At 52.3% G+C, this 12,519-nt stretch carries 14 protein-coding genes; 4 read left to right on the forward strand and 10 right to left on the reverse strand.

Features of this window, described 5'->3' with window-relative positions:
- Nucleotides 1-9: 9 nt before the first annotated feature.
- Both Q4544_RS11580 and mscL read right to left on the reverse strand, forming a co-directional pair.
- Nucleotides 10-816, reverse strand: coding sequence for a mechanosensitive ion channel family protein (locus tag Q4544_RS11580; protein WP_303506442.1), 807 nt, complete (start codon nucleotides 814-816; stop codon nucleotides 10-12).
- A 78-nt stretch (nucleotides 817-894) separates the two neighbouring features.
- Nucleotides 895-1,326, reverse strand: a complete 432-nt coding sequence (gene mscL, locus Q4544_RS11585) for a large conductance mechanosensitive channel protein MscL (protein WP_303506444.1) — start codon at nucleotides 1,324-1,326, stop codon at nucleotides 895-897.
- Between the two features lie 147 nt (nucleotides 1,327-1,473).
- Here mscL and Q4544_RS11590 point away from each other — a divergent pair, with 147 nt between their 5' ends.
- Nucleotides 1,474-2,175 (forward strand): glutathione S-transferase family protein, encoded by a 702-nt coding sequence (locus tag Q4544_RS11590; protein ID WP_303506446.1) that lies wholly within the window; start codon nucleotides 1,474-1,476, stop codon nucleotides 2,173-2,175.
- A 51-nt stretch (nucleotides 2,176-2,226) separates the two neighbouring features.
- On the opposite strand, the gene Q4544_RS11595 is transcribed toward Q4544_RS11590, so the two are convergent.
- The gene (locus Q4544_RS11595; protein ID WP_303506448.1) at nucleotides 2,227-2,676 is read right to left on the reverse strand and encodes a YtoQ family protein; all 450 of its coding nucleotides are present in this window, start codon (nucleotides 2,674-2,676) and stop codon (nucleotides 2,227-2,229) included.
- Nucleotides 2,677-2,728: 52 nt separating this feature from the next.
- Complete coding sequence (locus Q4544_RS11600) at nucleotides 2,729-3,367, reverse strand: class I SAM-dependent methyltransferase (RefSeq protein ID WP_303506450.1); 639 nt, start codon at nucleotides 3,365-3,367, stop codon at nucleotides 2,729-2,731.
- A gap of 125 nt (nucleotides 3,368-3,492) precedes the next feature.
- Here Q4544_RS11600 and Q4544_RS11605 point away from each other — a divergent pair, with 125 nt between their 5' ends.
- Entirely contained in the window at nucleotides 3,493-4,386 is an 894-nt protein-coding gene (locus Q4544_RS11605; protein WP_303506452.1) for a LysR family transcriptional regulator, read from the forward strand.
- A gap of 87 nt (nucleotides 4,387-4,473) precedes the next feature.
- Here the strand turns inward: Q4544_RS11605 and pheT are convergent, their stop codons facing one another.
- Complete coding sequence (gene pheT, locus Q4544_RS11610) at nucleotides 4,474-6,885, reverse strand: phenylalanine--tRNA ligase subunit beta (protein WP_303506454.1); 2,412 nt, start codon at nucleotides 6,883-6,885, stop codon at nucleotides 4,474-4,476.
- Between the two features lie 135 nt (nucleotides 6,886-7,020).
- Here pheT and Q4544_RS11615 point away from each other — a divergent pair, with 135 nt between their 5' ends.
- Nucleotides 7,021-7,380, forward strand: coding sequence for a helix-turn-helix transcriptional regulator (locus Q4544_RS11615; RefSeq protein WP_303506456.1), 360 nt, complete (start codon nucleotides 7,021-7,023; stop codon nucleotides 7,378-7,380).
- A complete protein-coding gene (locus tag Q4544_RS11620) occupies nucleotides 7,373-7,867 on the forward strand; it encodes an SRPBCC domain-containing protein (RefSeq protein ID WP_303506459.1) in 495 nt (164 codons plus the stop codon). The genes Q4544_RS11615 and Q4544_RS11620 overlap by 8 nt, the downstream gene beginning before the upstream one ends.
- Nucleotides 7,868-7,914: 47 nt before the next feature.
- Here the strand turns inward: Q4544_RS11620 and pheS are convergent, their stop codons facing one another.
- From pheS to pyk, 5 genes are all read right to left on the reverse strand, one after another.
- Nucleotides 7,915-8,985, reverse strand: a complete 1,071-nt coding sequence (gene pheS / locus Q4544_RS11625) for a phenylalanine--tRNA ligase subunit alpha (protein WP_303506461.1) — start codon at nucleotides 8,983-8,985, stop codon at nucleotides 7,915-7,917.
- Nucleotides 8,986-9,049: 64 nt separating this feature from the next.
- Nucleotides 9,050-9,937, reverse strand: coding sequence for a fatty acid desaturase (locus Q4544_RS11630; protein WP_303506462.1), 888 nt, complete (start codon nucleotides 9,935-9,937; stop codon nucleotides 9,050-9,052).
- 121 nt (nucleotides 9,938-10,058) lie between these two features.
- Nucleotides 10,059-10,424, reverse strand: coding sequence for a 50S ribosomal protein L20 (gene rplT, locus Q4544_RS11635; protein WP_303506464.1), 366 nt, complete (start codon nucleotides 10,422-10,424; stop codon nucleotides 10,059-10,061).
- Between the two features lie 13 nt (nucleotides 10,425-10,437).
- Nucleotides 10,438-10,638 carry a 50S ribosomal protein L35 gene (gene rpmI, locus Q4544_RS11640; protein ID WP_303506466.1) on the reverse strand — a complete coding sequence of 67 codons (201 nt, stop codon included), beginning with the start codon at nucleotides 10,636-10,638 and terminating at the stop codon, nucleotides 10,438-10,440.
- Between the two features lie 374 nt (nucleotides 10,639-11,012).
- The gene (gene pyk / locus Q4544_RS11645) at nucleotides 11,013-12,461 is read right to left on the reverse strand and encodes a pyruvate kinase (RefSeq protein WP_303506468.1); all 1,449 of its coding nucleotides are present in this window, start codon (nucleotides 12,459-12,461) and stop codon (nucleotides 11,013-11,015) included.
- Between the last annotated feature and the right edge of the window lie 58 nt (nucleotides 12,462-12,519).

Raw genomic sequence — 12,519 nt, forward strand, 5'->3', positions numbered from 1 at the left:
CAGATGGCATCAAGCGTCGCGCTTGATCTCCACCGTGTGCGGATACGGAATAGAAATACCCTCGTTATCAAAGGCTTCTTTCACCGCTTGGGTCAGGCCGAATTTCACTTCCCAGAAGTCCTCGGCCGCCACCCAAATACGGGTCGTCAGATCAACAGAGCTGTCGCCCAAGTTGGTCACACGCACCCAAGGTGCAGGATCGCTCATCACACGTTCATCCGCATCGGCAAGACGCAGAATAATTGCTTTGGCCTTTTCGATGTCGTCCCCGTAATCAATACCAAACACCAAATCGACACGACGTGTCGCATGGTGGCTAAAATTGGTAATCACCGACCCCCAGGCCTGCCCATTCGGCACAATAATCTGCACGTTGTCTGGCGTCGCCAGCTCTGTAACGAACAGGTTGATGTCTTTAACCGTGCCAGATGTGCCCGCGATATCAACGAATTGCCCCAACTTGTACGGACGGAACAGGATCAACATAAATCCCGCCGCCAAATCAGACAGCGTGCCCTGCAACGCCATCCCAATCGCCAAAGTCGCCGCACCCATTATGGCCACAAGACTGGTCGCCTGAATACCAAAGATGCCCAAAACCGCGATCAAAACGATCAGCAAAATCACCCATTTGACGATAGACGCCACAAAGTTCCCAATCGTGTCGTCAATCGTCTCGCTCGCCAACACACGTCGACGGATCAATCGGCTGACCAATCCAGCAATCATCCAACCCACGACCAAAACAGCCAACGCTTTGGCCGCCGTAACCACCAATCCAGCGTTGCTTTGCGCAAACTCTAGGATCATGTCCATTGTATTTCCCTCATAAAAATGGGCCGGGAAATCCCGGCCCGCTTAGCATTGCCTCATCAACGATGAGACCCAATTTATTTACTTCTTCAAAGAGTCGCGGATTTCCAAAAGAACATCCAGCTCGCTTGGGCCAGTCTCTTCTTCTTCCACCACTTCTTCTTCTGCCTTCGCCGCAGCTTCTTTCGCTTTGTTGACGTAGCGCACCAGCATGAACACCACAAACGCAATGATCAAAAAGTTGATGATCGCCATGATGAACGCACCAATCGCAAACACAGCCGCGCCCGCTTCTCGCGCCGCCTCAAGGCTTGCACCGTCAGGCACTTCGCCAGACAACACCCAGTAGACATTGACAAAGTCGATGCCGCCCATGAACAAACCGATAATCGGATTGATCAAATCACCAACCAGCGATTTTACGATCGCCGTAAACGCTGCACCGATGATGATACCAACGGCCATGTCCATGACATTGCCCTTGGCGATAAAATCTTTGAATTCCTGAAGCATGTTTTTCCCTCATTACCCCGTTTTTGCACGTGTTGCGCATTGTCCATGCGCTCACGCACAGGACTTTGCCCAAAATCGCACGCAAAATCCACTCAAACTACGGGAAAAACACCTTATCTTCCCCCTAAGGCAACAAAGGACTCTACCATGAGCACGCTCTCCGACTTTCAGATCACCCAGAAGTGGCCCGCGCAAAACCCAGAGGTTCTGCAGCTGTACAGTTTCCCTACCCCAAACGGCGTAAAAGTCTCCATCGCACTCGAAGAACTTGGCCTGCCCTACGAGGCCCATCGCGTCACTCTGTCGGATGCTGACGTCAAAAGCCCGGAGTTCCTCTCGCTGAACCCAAACAACAAGATTCCGGCGATCATTGATCCAAATGGCCCAGACGGCACACCAATCTCGCTCTTTGAAAGCGGCGCGATCCTTTTGTATTTGGCAGAAAAAACCGGCAAGCTGATCGGCAAAACTGCGGCTGACAAACACAAAGTCACCCAATGGCTGATGTTCCAAATGGGCGGTCTTGGCCCAATGCTTGGACAACTTGGCTATTTCTACAAATTCGCCGGCGCCGAAATCGAAGACCCCCGCCCGCGCGAACGTTACATCAACGAAGCAAAACGCCTACTGGCCGTGCTTGAACAAGAACTTGAAGGCCAAGACTGGATCGTCGGCGAATTTTCCATCGCAGACATCGCCATCGCGCCTTGGCTACGTGGCCTATCCTTCTACGGCGCCGAAGAGCTTGTCGGCCTAGACAAAAGCCCCAACCTGCTCGCCTACATCGAACGCTTCACAGCACGCCCCGCCGTGCAAAAGGGCCTAAACACCCCACCTCGCGAAGGTTAAACAAAACGCCCCAGGCCTTGGTCATTCCAAAGCCTGGGGCGATCTTTTGAATTAATCAGGTAGTGCACCTGTCAAAACATAGCGCAACGCCTGCACCACCTGCTTTGGGTCTTCGGCCACAACCAGCGCAGCCGCATCAACTTCTTTCAACGCATGCTGATGCTCTGGCCCATGCAACACAATCAACGACTTCCCCAAAGCCGCCGCATAACCCGCATCAAACGCCGCGTTCCACTGTTTGTATTTCTCACCAAACCGCACCACCACAACATCGGAATCCTCGATCCCCTTACGTGTGCGAATAGCGTTCAGCTTTGCGCCCTTAGCGTCATGCCAAAACTTATCCGGCTCTGCCCCCAAGATGCGAACCCCGCAATCATCGCTCGCCGCGTGATCTGTCACGGGGCTTTGAAACGACACATCTAACCCAGCCGAACCCTCAACAATTTGCTCGCGCCAATCGGTATGAATTTCTCCCGACAGATAAACCTTCAATGTCATAGCTCATGCTCCTTTGTGAGCACTATCAGCAATGTGTCACCCAAGGTCCAGCCTATGCGATCTTGCGCGCTACAACATACCGCGAGCCGCCCTTTTTCGGCACCGTCATCGTTTCAACCGTTTCAAACCCAGCCGCCCAAATCGCCGCCTCAAACTCGGCAACAGACCGGATCGCAACAAACGGCGCTTTGCCAACCATCTGCATCAACGGCAAGATCAAGCGCATCATGGTAATCTTAAAGCTACCGCCACCGCCCTCTGGCTTGCAGAACGTTTTCGAAATCATCAACCCACCGGGTTTCAACACCCGATGCATCGCCGACAGCGATCCGTCCAAATCATCAATCAAATGCAGAATGTTGTGGGCCAATACCACGTCAAACGGCCCCTCAGGCAAAGCCCCGGCATCACACCGCTCAAACGAGATATTTTCGACCCCATCGGCCTTTGCCTCTGCTCGACCAACATCCAACATAGCGTCAGACAAATCCGTCACCACGATCTCGCCAACTTGGCTGGCCAAGCTCAAAGCAGTCCGGCCCGTCCCGGCTCCCACTTCCAGAACCCGATCACTCTGCGTCAAATAACTGCGGGTGCGGTTCAGAGTATACTCATAGCTTTCCATATCGCTGATCGGTGTCTTCGAATATTTATCTGCAATTCCGTCCCAAAACGTTACAGCGTCTTTCATGTTCCACTCCATAGAGACGTAAACCCAAGCATCCAAATGATGCATTTATCGTCGTTGACGCATATTCATCCATACGCGTGCTTAAATAAATTGCCGAATTCCGAAGGACTCTTATACATATATGTATGACAAACTCATCTCGTATGCCTGACTGGAACCACATCCGCGCTTTCCTTGCGACAGCGAACACCGGCTCTTTATCTGCAGCCGCCCGCGATCTGGGTCTCACCCAGCCCACGCTCTCTCGCCAAGTCGCCGCCCTCGAAGAAGAACTTGGCATCATGCTGTTCGAACGCGTCGGTCGAACGCTAGAGCTCACCCAAGCAGGGCTGGAGCTATTAGAACACACCCGCACCATGGGCGAAGCCGCCAATCGCGTGTCCTTGGTCGCAAGCGGTCAGTCCCAAGACATTAGCGGCAGCATCAGCATCACATCGTCCGATGTGTTCTCGGCTTTTGTCCTTCCGCCCGCTCTCAGGAAACTGCGCAAAGCCGCACCAGATCTTCAGGTCCACGTTGTGGCCGCAAACGACATTCAGGATTTGATGCGTCGCGAAGCTGACATCGCCCTGCGCCACGTCCGCCCCGAACAACCCGACCTAATCGCAAAGCTCGTGTACGAACCCAAAGCATACTTCTACGCCTCACATGAATACCTCTCTGAAAGAGGGACGCCCGAAACATTCGACGATTTGCAAAACCACGATTTCATCTCCTTTGGTGACACCAAAGAGATGACGGATTTCCTCACTCCGATGGGCATTCAACTCAACGAAAAGAATTTCCCTATCGGGTCTAAAAACGGATTGGTCGCGTGGGAGTACTGCCGCCAAGGGTTCGGCGTCTCGGTCATGGGCGAAGACGTCGTTCAAGGCACGAACGACATGGTGCGCCTCTTCCCGGAAATGGAACCCATCGTGTTCCCGGTCTGGCTGGTCACCCACCGCGAGCTGCACACAAGCCGACGCATCCGGCTGGTGTTTGATCTGCTTGCCGATCATTTTTCCAGCTACAAATAGCCAAAGAAAAACCCCCGGTAAAAACCGAGGGTTTCGCGTGAATTTCGAATCGTACGTTTCAGACGGTGAAACGTACGAATTTCCAGATTACCCGCGTAATACACCGCCGGTCGCTTTGTTAATCTTCTCGATGATTTTAGCGGAAATCGCTTCGATATCTTTTTCCTTCAGCGTCTTGTCCGTTGGCTGCAAACGCACAGTCATCGCGATGGATTTCTTACCTTCGCCCATTTGTTTTTCCGCCATCTCGCCGGTGAACTCGTCAAAAACACGAACGTTTTCAATAAGTTCCTTATCAACACCCGCAGCTGCATTCACCAATGTCAGTGCCTCTACAGCGCCGTCCACAACAAAGGCAAAGTCGCGCTCAACCGCTTGAAGGTCACGCAGTTTCAAAGCAGGCCGAGTCGCAGTCTTTTTGCGCGCTGCTGGCACGTCTTCAGGATAGATCGTAAAGCCAACAACAGGCCCTTTCAAATCCATCTCTGCCAGAACTTTTGGGTGTAACTCACCGAAAACACACAATGTTTTCTTAGGTCCTAGGCAAATACGGCCATGACGACCCGGATGCCACCATCCCTCTGCGCCGCGCAGAATTTGTACTTTCGCCGGTGCACCGATGGCCGCCAAAACCGCCTCGGCATCCGCCTTTGCATCAAATACGTCTACGCCGCGGCTTTCACCATGCACGTCTTTGCCAACCGTGCGACCAACCAAAATACCCGTGATTTCAAGACGTTGCTCGCCCGGCTCACCACCTTGATAGGTCGGTCCAGCTTCAAATAATGCCATATCCGTGAACCCGCGCGCTTGGTTACGTGCCGCCGCCTGCAACAGACCCGGCAGCAAATCAGGGCGCATATGGCTCATGTCAGATGAAATCGGGTTCGCCAGCATGGTCGCATCGGACCCACCACCAAACATTTCAGCCGATTTTTTGTCGATAAATGAATAGGTTACACATTCGTTGTAACCCAAAGACGCGGTCGTACGGCGGCCAATCTGTTCGCGCTTTTGCAACGGCGTTAGGATCTGCTGCGGCACACCCGCATCCACACGCGGCATTGGCACGCCCTTTAGCTTGGTCAATGACGCAATCCGCGCCACCTCTTCCACAAGGTCGGCTTCACCCAGTACATCCGGGCGCCAAGACGGCACATGCGCCATGTCGCCCTCTAGAACAAAACCCAATGCAGTCAATGTCTTACGTTGTACTTCCGCCGGAATTTCCATCCCAACCAACGACTGCACGCGATCTGTATCCAGCTTATAGGCACGGCTCACATCAGGCACAGATCCCGCTGTGACAACCTCAGAAGGTTCACCACCGCACAGTTCCATGATCATCGCAGTCGCAAGATCAAGCGCTTCCATATTGAACGCCGGATCGATTCCACGCTCATTGCGGTAGCGCGCGTCAGTGTTAATTTTCAGTGCACGGCCCGTCAGCGCAATCTGAATGTGATCCCAAACAGCAGCCTCAAGGAAGACATTGGTTGTCTCTTCGGTGCAACCCGTAGAAAGGCCACCCATGATTCCACCAATGCTTTCAACGGCTTGATCGTCAGAAATCACAACTTGGCCCGCGCCAAATGTGTATTCTTTTTCGTCCAGACCCATCAACGTTTCACCGCCAAGCGTGCGGTGAATGCGCAGATCACCCTGAACTTTATCCGCATCAAACACGTGCAGCGGGCGGTTCCGGTCGTATGTAAAGAAATTGGTAATGTCTACTAACGCCGAAATCGGACGCAGCCCAATCGCTTCAAGCCGGTCCTGCAACCATTTCGGAGACGAACCATTTTTCACGCCTTTGATCAAACGCCCCGCAAACACGTGGCATCCGTTTTCGCGTGTATCTTCGTCAATCGTCACATTGATCGGCGACGGATAACCACCTGAAATATCAGCCGTTTTAGCCGACTTCATGGTACCCAACCCGCGTGCTGCAAGATCAAGCGCAATGCCGCGAACCCCCAAAGCATCCGGACGGTTCGGCGTAATCGCGATCTCAATCACCGGATCAACCTTGGCCGGATCATTCTCTGCCAACCAATCAATAAACTTCTGCCCAACGTCCCCAGACGGCAATTCGATAATTCCGTTATGCTCATCCGACAATTCAAGCTCGCGCTCAGACGCCATCATCCCGTGGCTTTCAACACCACGGATATTTCCGACCTTAATCGTGATGTCGAGGCCCGGAATATAGCTGCCCGGCTTACACAGAACGACAGTGATACCTTCACGTGCGTTAGGGGCACCACAAACGATTTGGCTTTCGCCTTCGTCGGTTAAGACGTTGCAAACCTTAAGTTTATCCGCGTCGGGGTGTTTTTCCGCGTGCAGAACTTTGGCGATGGTAAACTCTTTCAACCGGTCCGCAGGGTTGTGAACCTCTTCGACCTCAAGGCCCAAATCCGTCAGGGCATACAAGATGTCGTCAAGGCTCGCGTCGGTGTCCAGGTGGTCTTTCAACCAAGAGAGAGTGAATTTCATCGGTCCATTCCGCAAGTCAATATCGGGTCAGATTGGCTTTAACGGATATGGCGCAAAGGGGGAAGAGGTATGCCGCGATTCCCCTGACTTTCAAAGGGGATTGACGCATTTAGGAATTCATATAACCATATAGTTATGGAACGAATCAGCTATATACAATCAAATCCCAACCTAGATGCCGTCTTTGGCGCCCTATCTGATCCAACCCGCCGCGCCATATTGGCCCGGCTATCATCCGGGGATGCATCGGTGAATGAACTCGCCGAACCGTTTGCGATGAGTCAACCAGCCATATCTAAGCACCTGAAAGTGCTTGAAAATGCTGGGTTAATTGACCGCGCCATCGACAAACAACGCCGTCCTGCCCGCCTAAAGGCCGCGCCAATGGCAGAAGCTGTTGCCTGGCTCGAAGAATTCAAACGCTTCTGGGTCGGCTCATTTGATCAACTCGACGATTTACTCGAAGAATTAAAACAAGGAACACCCGATGAGTGACCTACCAACCTACGTCCTAGAACGCACCTTTAACGCCCCTCCTGCCCTCGTATGGCGCACATGGACAGAGCCAGACCTAGTGTCGCGCTGGTACGGACCCGGCGTCACGTCAATCGTTCATAAAATGGATGTGCGCGAAGGCGGCGAATGGCTGCACGAGATGAAAATGCAAAAGATGTCGAGCTATCAGCGCGCGGATTATTCCGAGGTTCTACAGGACCAACGTCTTGTTTGGCTGCATGGTAACACCGATGCCAACTGGAACATCTGCGCAAATCAAATGATGCCAGATTGGCCACGTAAGCTGCTGACAACAGTGACATTTAAGGCAGAGGGTGGAAAATGCCATATGCGCCTAGAGTGGACACCGCATGACGCAACAGATACCGAAATCGCGTTCTTTGCCGGAGCCATGGAAAACATGGGTAGCGGCTGGGGCAAAGGTATGGAGATGCTGGAAGAGATTTTAGCAGAGCTCCAGAGCTAAACCGATTCCACAAAGAGAAAAGGCGAGCCAGTGGCTCGCCTTTTTTGTTATCTCACCAAACCGCCATGCAGCGTTGGTTGATCAAGTGATGCAAAGCCATAGTGGCGCAGCCAGCGTAGGTCGCTGTCAAAGAAGGCGCGCAAATCAGGGATGCCGTATTTCAGCATCGCTAGGCGGTCGATACCAATGCCAAATGCGAAACCTTGGTATTCATCTGGGTCAATACCGCCAGATTTCAGCACGTGTGGGTGCACCATGCCAGAGCCGAGCACTTCGAGCCAATCGTCGCCCTCACCTACTTTGACAGAGCCGTTTTCCCATTTGCACTGAATGTCGACTTCGGCACCCGGTTCAACGAACGGGAAGTGAGACGAACGGAAGCGAGTTTTGACCTCGGTACCGAAGAAAGCGGTAAAGAACTCTTCCAGCACCCATTTCAAGTTGGCCATTGAGATGTCTTTGCCCAGTGCCAGACCTTCGATCTGGTGGAACATCGGTGTGTGGGTCTGGTCATAATCCGCACGATATACGCGACCCGGACAGATGATGCGGATTGGCGCACCGTTCTTTTCCATAGACCGGATTTGAACTGGCGATGTGTGTGTCCGCAACACATGCGGCGGGCGATCATCGCCTTCGGCACGATGGGTATAGAACGTATCCATTTCCGCGCGCGCTGGGTGGTGGCCCGGAATGTTCAATGCGTCAAAATTATACCAGTCGGTTTCGATTTGCGGACCCTCGGCCACAGCAAAGCCCATGTCAGCAAAGATAGCTGTGACTTCTTCGGTTACCTGAGAAATCGGGTGGATCGAGCCTTGGCGGCGACCACGACCGGGCAAAGTTACGTCCAGCCATTCCGTTTTCAAACGCTCATCAAGTGCGGCATCTGCTAATGCAGTTTTTTTTGCGGAAAGCGCTGAGTTGATCTCGTCTTTCAGCGCATTCAGTTTAGGGCCCATAATTTGGCGCTCTTCTGGGGTCATTTTACCCAGTTCGCGCATTTTCAAGGCAATCTCGCCCTTCTTGCCAACGGCCTGCACGCGAAGATCTTCGATTGCTACTTCGTCCGCAGCATCCGCAATCAGATTGATATACTTGTCTCTGAGATCATCCATCGTCTAACCCTTAGCGCCTTTGCTTTCCTTGCGAATTACCGTGCCAGCGCCCAACGTGCAAGCGCTAGCGTGTTTCCCGTAGATACTCAGCCGCAAAACCGGAATATCCCTGAGATGTCACGACATGGTGTCCTTTAATCGACTCGTGTAACTCTGGCAATTTATGGAACGGTACGGCAGGGATAGAGTGGTGCTCTACGTGATAAGGCATATTCCACGCAATAAAGCGCACAATACGCGTGGTGTAGGTCGTGCGTGTATTCTCAAACATATTGGCGACAAAGGCGCATCGGCCGTGTTCTGCCAATAAATATAGTCGCAAAAACGGCATTCCCAGCACCATTGGCAAGGCCCAGACCCAGAATAGCACAGGCGAGACAATCAAGCTTAGGCAGGCAAGCGCATAGAACCCCAGCATCATCCGCGCCTCTATAGTGACGCGCTTTTGTACGCGCTCTGGAATATAGCTATGAAACCGTTGCCCTTTAGCATTTCGCCAAATCTGACGCGCCATGCCCATCCAATATGGAATACCGGTTAGATACCAGAAAAAGGCCTGTCGCTCTTCGGGTTTATAGCCTGACATCAGTTCGGGGTCTTTGCCGGGAATATTGGTATAGCGATGATGGGCAAGGTGAAAATAACGGAACCAGTAAAAAGGTTGCAGAATGAGCAAGCCAGAAACCCATCCGGCCATCTCGTTAATCCAACGGCTTTTAAAGGGGGTTTGATGAGTCGCCTCGTGTTCTAGCGTGAACAAGAAGCTAATCGCGATACCCAGCACAACCATGACCGCTGGCCAAAGCAGCCAGCCTTGCATGACCCAAAACCCACCGATGGCGATTACAGCGATATGGCCAAAGAGGTGAAGAACACCAATCCGGTCATTCTTTTCCATCAATGCCGCGAGGTGCTCGCGGTCTAAATTTCGAATGAAAGCTTTATGATCCATTGGTCCGCCTATTCACTAAACCCAAGGAGACTGCGCCGCATGAGCTTCATAATAGTGTGGAATACAAAAAAAACGCCGCGTCTAGAAGACGCGGCGTTTTCAACACTAATTGAACAAAGGCTTAAGCAGCCAATGCGCCTTGTGCTTGCTCAACGATCGCTGTGAATGCTTCTGGCTCGTGTACGGCAAGATCTGCCAGAACCTTACGGTCCACTTCGATACCAGCCAAGTTCAGGCCGTTGATGAATTTAGAGTATGTCAGAGCTTCGTCATGCGCGCGAACAGCAGCGTTGATACGCTGGATCCACAATGCGCGGAAATTACGTTTCCGGTTTTTCCGGTCGCGTGTCGCGTATTGGTTCGCTTTGTCTACTGCTTGCGACGCTACCTTGAAGGTATTTTTGCGACGGCCGTAGTAGCCTTTTGCTTGTTTGACGATTTTCTTGTGACGGGCGTGGGTAACTGTACCACCTTTAACGCGAGACATAGTTCAGTACTCCTTAGCGTGCGTATGGCATGTATGATTTAACGATTTTCGCATCTGGAGCAGACAAAGTTGTCGTGCCACGTGCGTTGCGAATAAATTTATTCGACCGTTTGATCATACCGTGCTGTTTGCCAGCCTGGGCAGCTCTAACCTTGCCGCTTGCCGTCATCTTAAAGCGCTTTTTGGCGCTTGATTTAGTCTTCATCTTAGGCATTTCCGTCTCCTTCATTAGTCGTCGGTTCAAACGCGACTCGGCATGCCACTCAGCCGGACGCGCGGATAGATGGCGCGATATACGCCCGTGTCTTTAATTCCGCAAGAGGTAAAGTGCTATCTGATCAGTTTAGCAAGCTGATCAATCAACACAGCGGGGATTTCAGCGAACTGATACCCTCCGGGCTTTGTAGATAAGGCCCAAACGATACTCATACCCGCTAAGAGAATGCATAGCGATGAGGCACGCAGAGACCTGCTATCAGCCAGTGCCGACAAAAATGCCGGCACCGAAAAAATGGCCAAAAGCAGACCAATCGTCAGAACTGTATCTGCGTACACAAGAATCTCCGCAACACTAAGGTTGCTAATAGATTATTCCGGTTCGGTAGCCAAAATCAAACGCTCATCACATGGCGCCACGCGAACAATGTTCGTTGTGCCTGGCATGTTGAACGGTAGACCAGCTGTGACAACGACTTGATCTTGTTCTGTCGCGATCTCTAAGCGCTTTGCAGCCCCAACAGCGGCCACCACGCACGATTTAAAGCGATCAAGCTCTGGGGTGGTCACACAAGTGGTCCCCCAAGTCAGCGCCAAACGTCGCGCAGTCAAAAGGCGACTGGTCATTGCAATGATTGGAACACGAGGACGTTCCCGCGCAACTTTTAGAGCAGTCGTCCCACTTTGGCTAAAGCAACAGATCGCGCTGATTTCTGTGGTTTCCGCAATCTCACGCGCTGCCGCAACGATTGCGTCAGCTACAGATTCGCCTTTGGTCGAGCGGGACGCTTCGATGACATCGCGATACGTTTGATCGCTTTCAACTTCGACCGCAACGTTATTCATCGTTGTAACGGCTTCGATTGGATAATCGCCTGCCGCAGATTCAGCAGACAGCATGATCGCATCGGCGCCTTCATAAATAGCAGTCGCTACGTCCGATACTTCTGCACGTGTTGGCATCGGGCTTTCAATCATGCTTTCCAGCATCTGAGTTGCCACGATCACCGGCTTTGCAGCTCGGCGGCAGCGACGTACAAGGCGTTTCTGAATCGGCGGAACGTTTTGAACTGGCAATTCGACACCCAGATCACCACGAGCAACCATAATGCCGTCAGACACCTCAAGGATAGAATCAAAGTCTTCGACGGCAGTTGGTTTTTCGATTTTGGATAGAACGGACGCACGACCGCGGACCATTTCGCGTGCTTCCAGTACATCACCAGGGCGCTGCACGAAGGACAAGGCCAGCCAATCAACACCAAGATCGCAAACGAATTCTAGATCTTTTTTGTCTTTGTCTGAAAGCGCCGCGAGTGGAAGCACAACGTCAGGAACGTTCACGCCCTTACGGTTGGAAATCCGACCGCCGGTCACGACGATACAATCAGCGAAATCAACACCACATTCTTCGACGCGCAGACGAATCTTACCGTCGTTTACCAAAAGATGTGAACCGACTTCCAGTGCCGCAAAAATCTCATTGTGCGGTAGGTTTACACGTGACGCATCGCCCGGTGTGCCATCCAGATCCAGACGGAACATTGCGCCTTCGACCAACATCTCGCCATCGTCATTCGCAAAAACACCTACACGCAATTTAGGACCCTGAAGGTCGGCCAGAATAGCAATCGGGCTACCCAAGTCTTTTTCGACCTGACGGATATGATCATGCTTTACTTTGATTTCGTCATGGCTACCGTGGCTCATGTTCAAGCGGAAGACGTCGGCACCCGCTTCGTGCAGCGCCCGGATTGTTTCATAGGTTTCAGATGCTGGACCGAGGGTGGCCACAATCTTTACATTACGCAGGCGTCTCATTGGATATACTCACCTTTTGAGGGGAATTGTTACCGCTAACTATAACGTCAGAGCCGTT

It is taken from the genome of Cognatishimia sp. 1_MG-2023 (genome assembly GCF_030548175.1).
Lineage (GTDB): Bacteria > Pseudomonadota > Alphaproteobacteria > Rhodobacterales > Rhodobacteraceae > Cognatishimia.

What these genes read in the sequence shown, in the direction of transcription:
- rpmI (WP_303506466.1), bottom strand. Translation starts at nt 10,638, where the DNA reads ATGCCTAAGATGAAGACTAAATCAAGCGCCAAAAAGCGCTTTAAGATG.
- pheS (WP_303506461.1), bottom strand. Translation starts at nt 8,985, where the DNA reads ATGGATGATCTCAGAGACAAGTATATCAATCTGATTGCGGATGCTGCG.
- Q4544_RS11630 (WP_303506462.1), bottom strand. Translation starts at nt 9,937, where the DNA reads ATGGATCATAAAGCTTTCATTCGAAATTTAGACCGCGAGCACCTCGCG.
- Q4544_RS11620 (WP_303506459.1), top strand. Translation starts at nt 7,373, where the DNA reads ATGAGTGACCTACCAACCTACGTCCTAGAACGCACCTTTAACGCCCCT.
- Q4544_RS11605 (WP_303506452.1), top strand. Translation starts at nt 3,493, where the DNA reads ATGACAAACTCATCTCGTATGCCTGACTGGAACCACATCCGCGCTTTC.
- rplT (WP_303506464.1), bottom strand. Translation starts at nt 10,424, where the DNA reads ATGTCTCGCGTTAAAGGTGGTACAGTTACCCACGCCCGTCACAAGAAA.
- Q4544_RS11600 (WP_303506450.1), bottom strand. Translation starts at nt 3,367, where the DNA reads ATGAAAGACGCTGTAACGTTTTGGGACGGAATTGCAGATAAATATTCG.
- pyk (WP_303506468.1), bottom strand. Translation starts at nt 12,461, where the DNA reads ATGAGACGCCTGCGTAATGTAAAGATTGTGGCCACCCTCGGTCCAGCA.
- pheT (WP_303506454.1), bottom strand. Translation starts at nt 6,885, where the DNA reads ATGAAATTCACTCTCTCTTGGTTGAAAGACCACCTGGACACCGACGCG.
- Q4544_RS11595 (WP_303506448.1), bottom strand. Translation starts at nt 2,676, where the DNA reads ATGACATTGAAGGTTTATCTGTCGGGAGAAATTCATACCGATTGGCGC.
- Q4544_RS11615 (WP_303506456.1), top strand. Translation starts at nt 7,021, where the DNA reads ATGGAACGAATCAGCTATATACAATCAAATCCCAACCTAGATGCCGTC.
- mscL (WP_303506444.1), bottom strand. Translation starts at nt 1,326, where the DNA reads ATGCTTCAGGAATTCAAAGATTTTATCGCCAAGGGCAATGTCATGGAC.
- Q4544_RS11590 (WP_303506446.1), top strand. Translation starts at nt 1,474, where the DNA reads ATGAGCACGCTCTCCGACTTTCAGATCACCCAGAAGTGGCCCGCGCAA.
- Q4544_RS11580 (WP_303506442.1), bottom strand. Translation starts at nt 816, where the DNA reads ATGGACATGATCCTAGAGTTTGCGCAAAGCAACGCTGGATTGGTGGTT.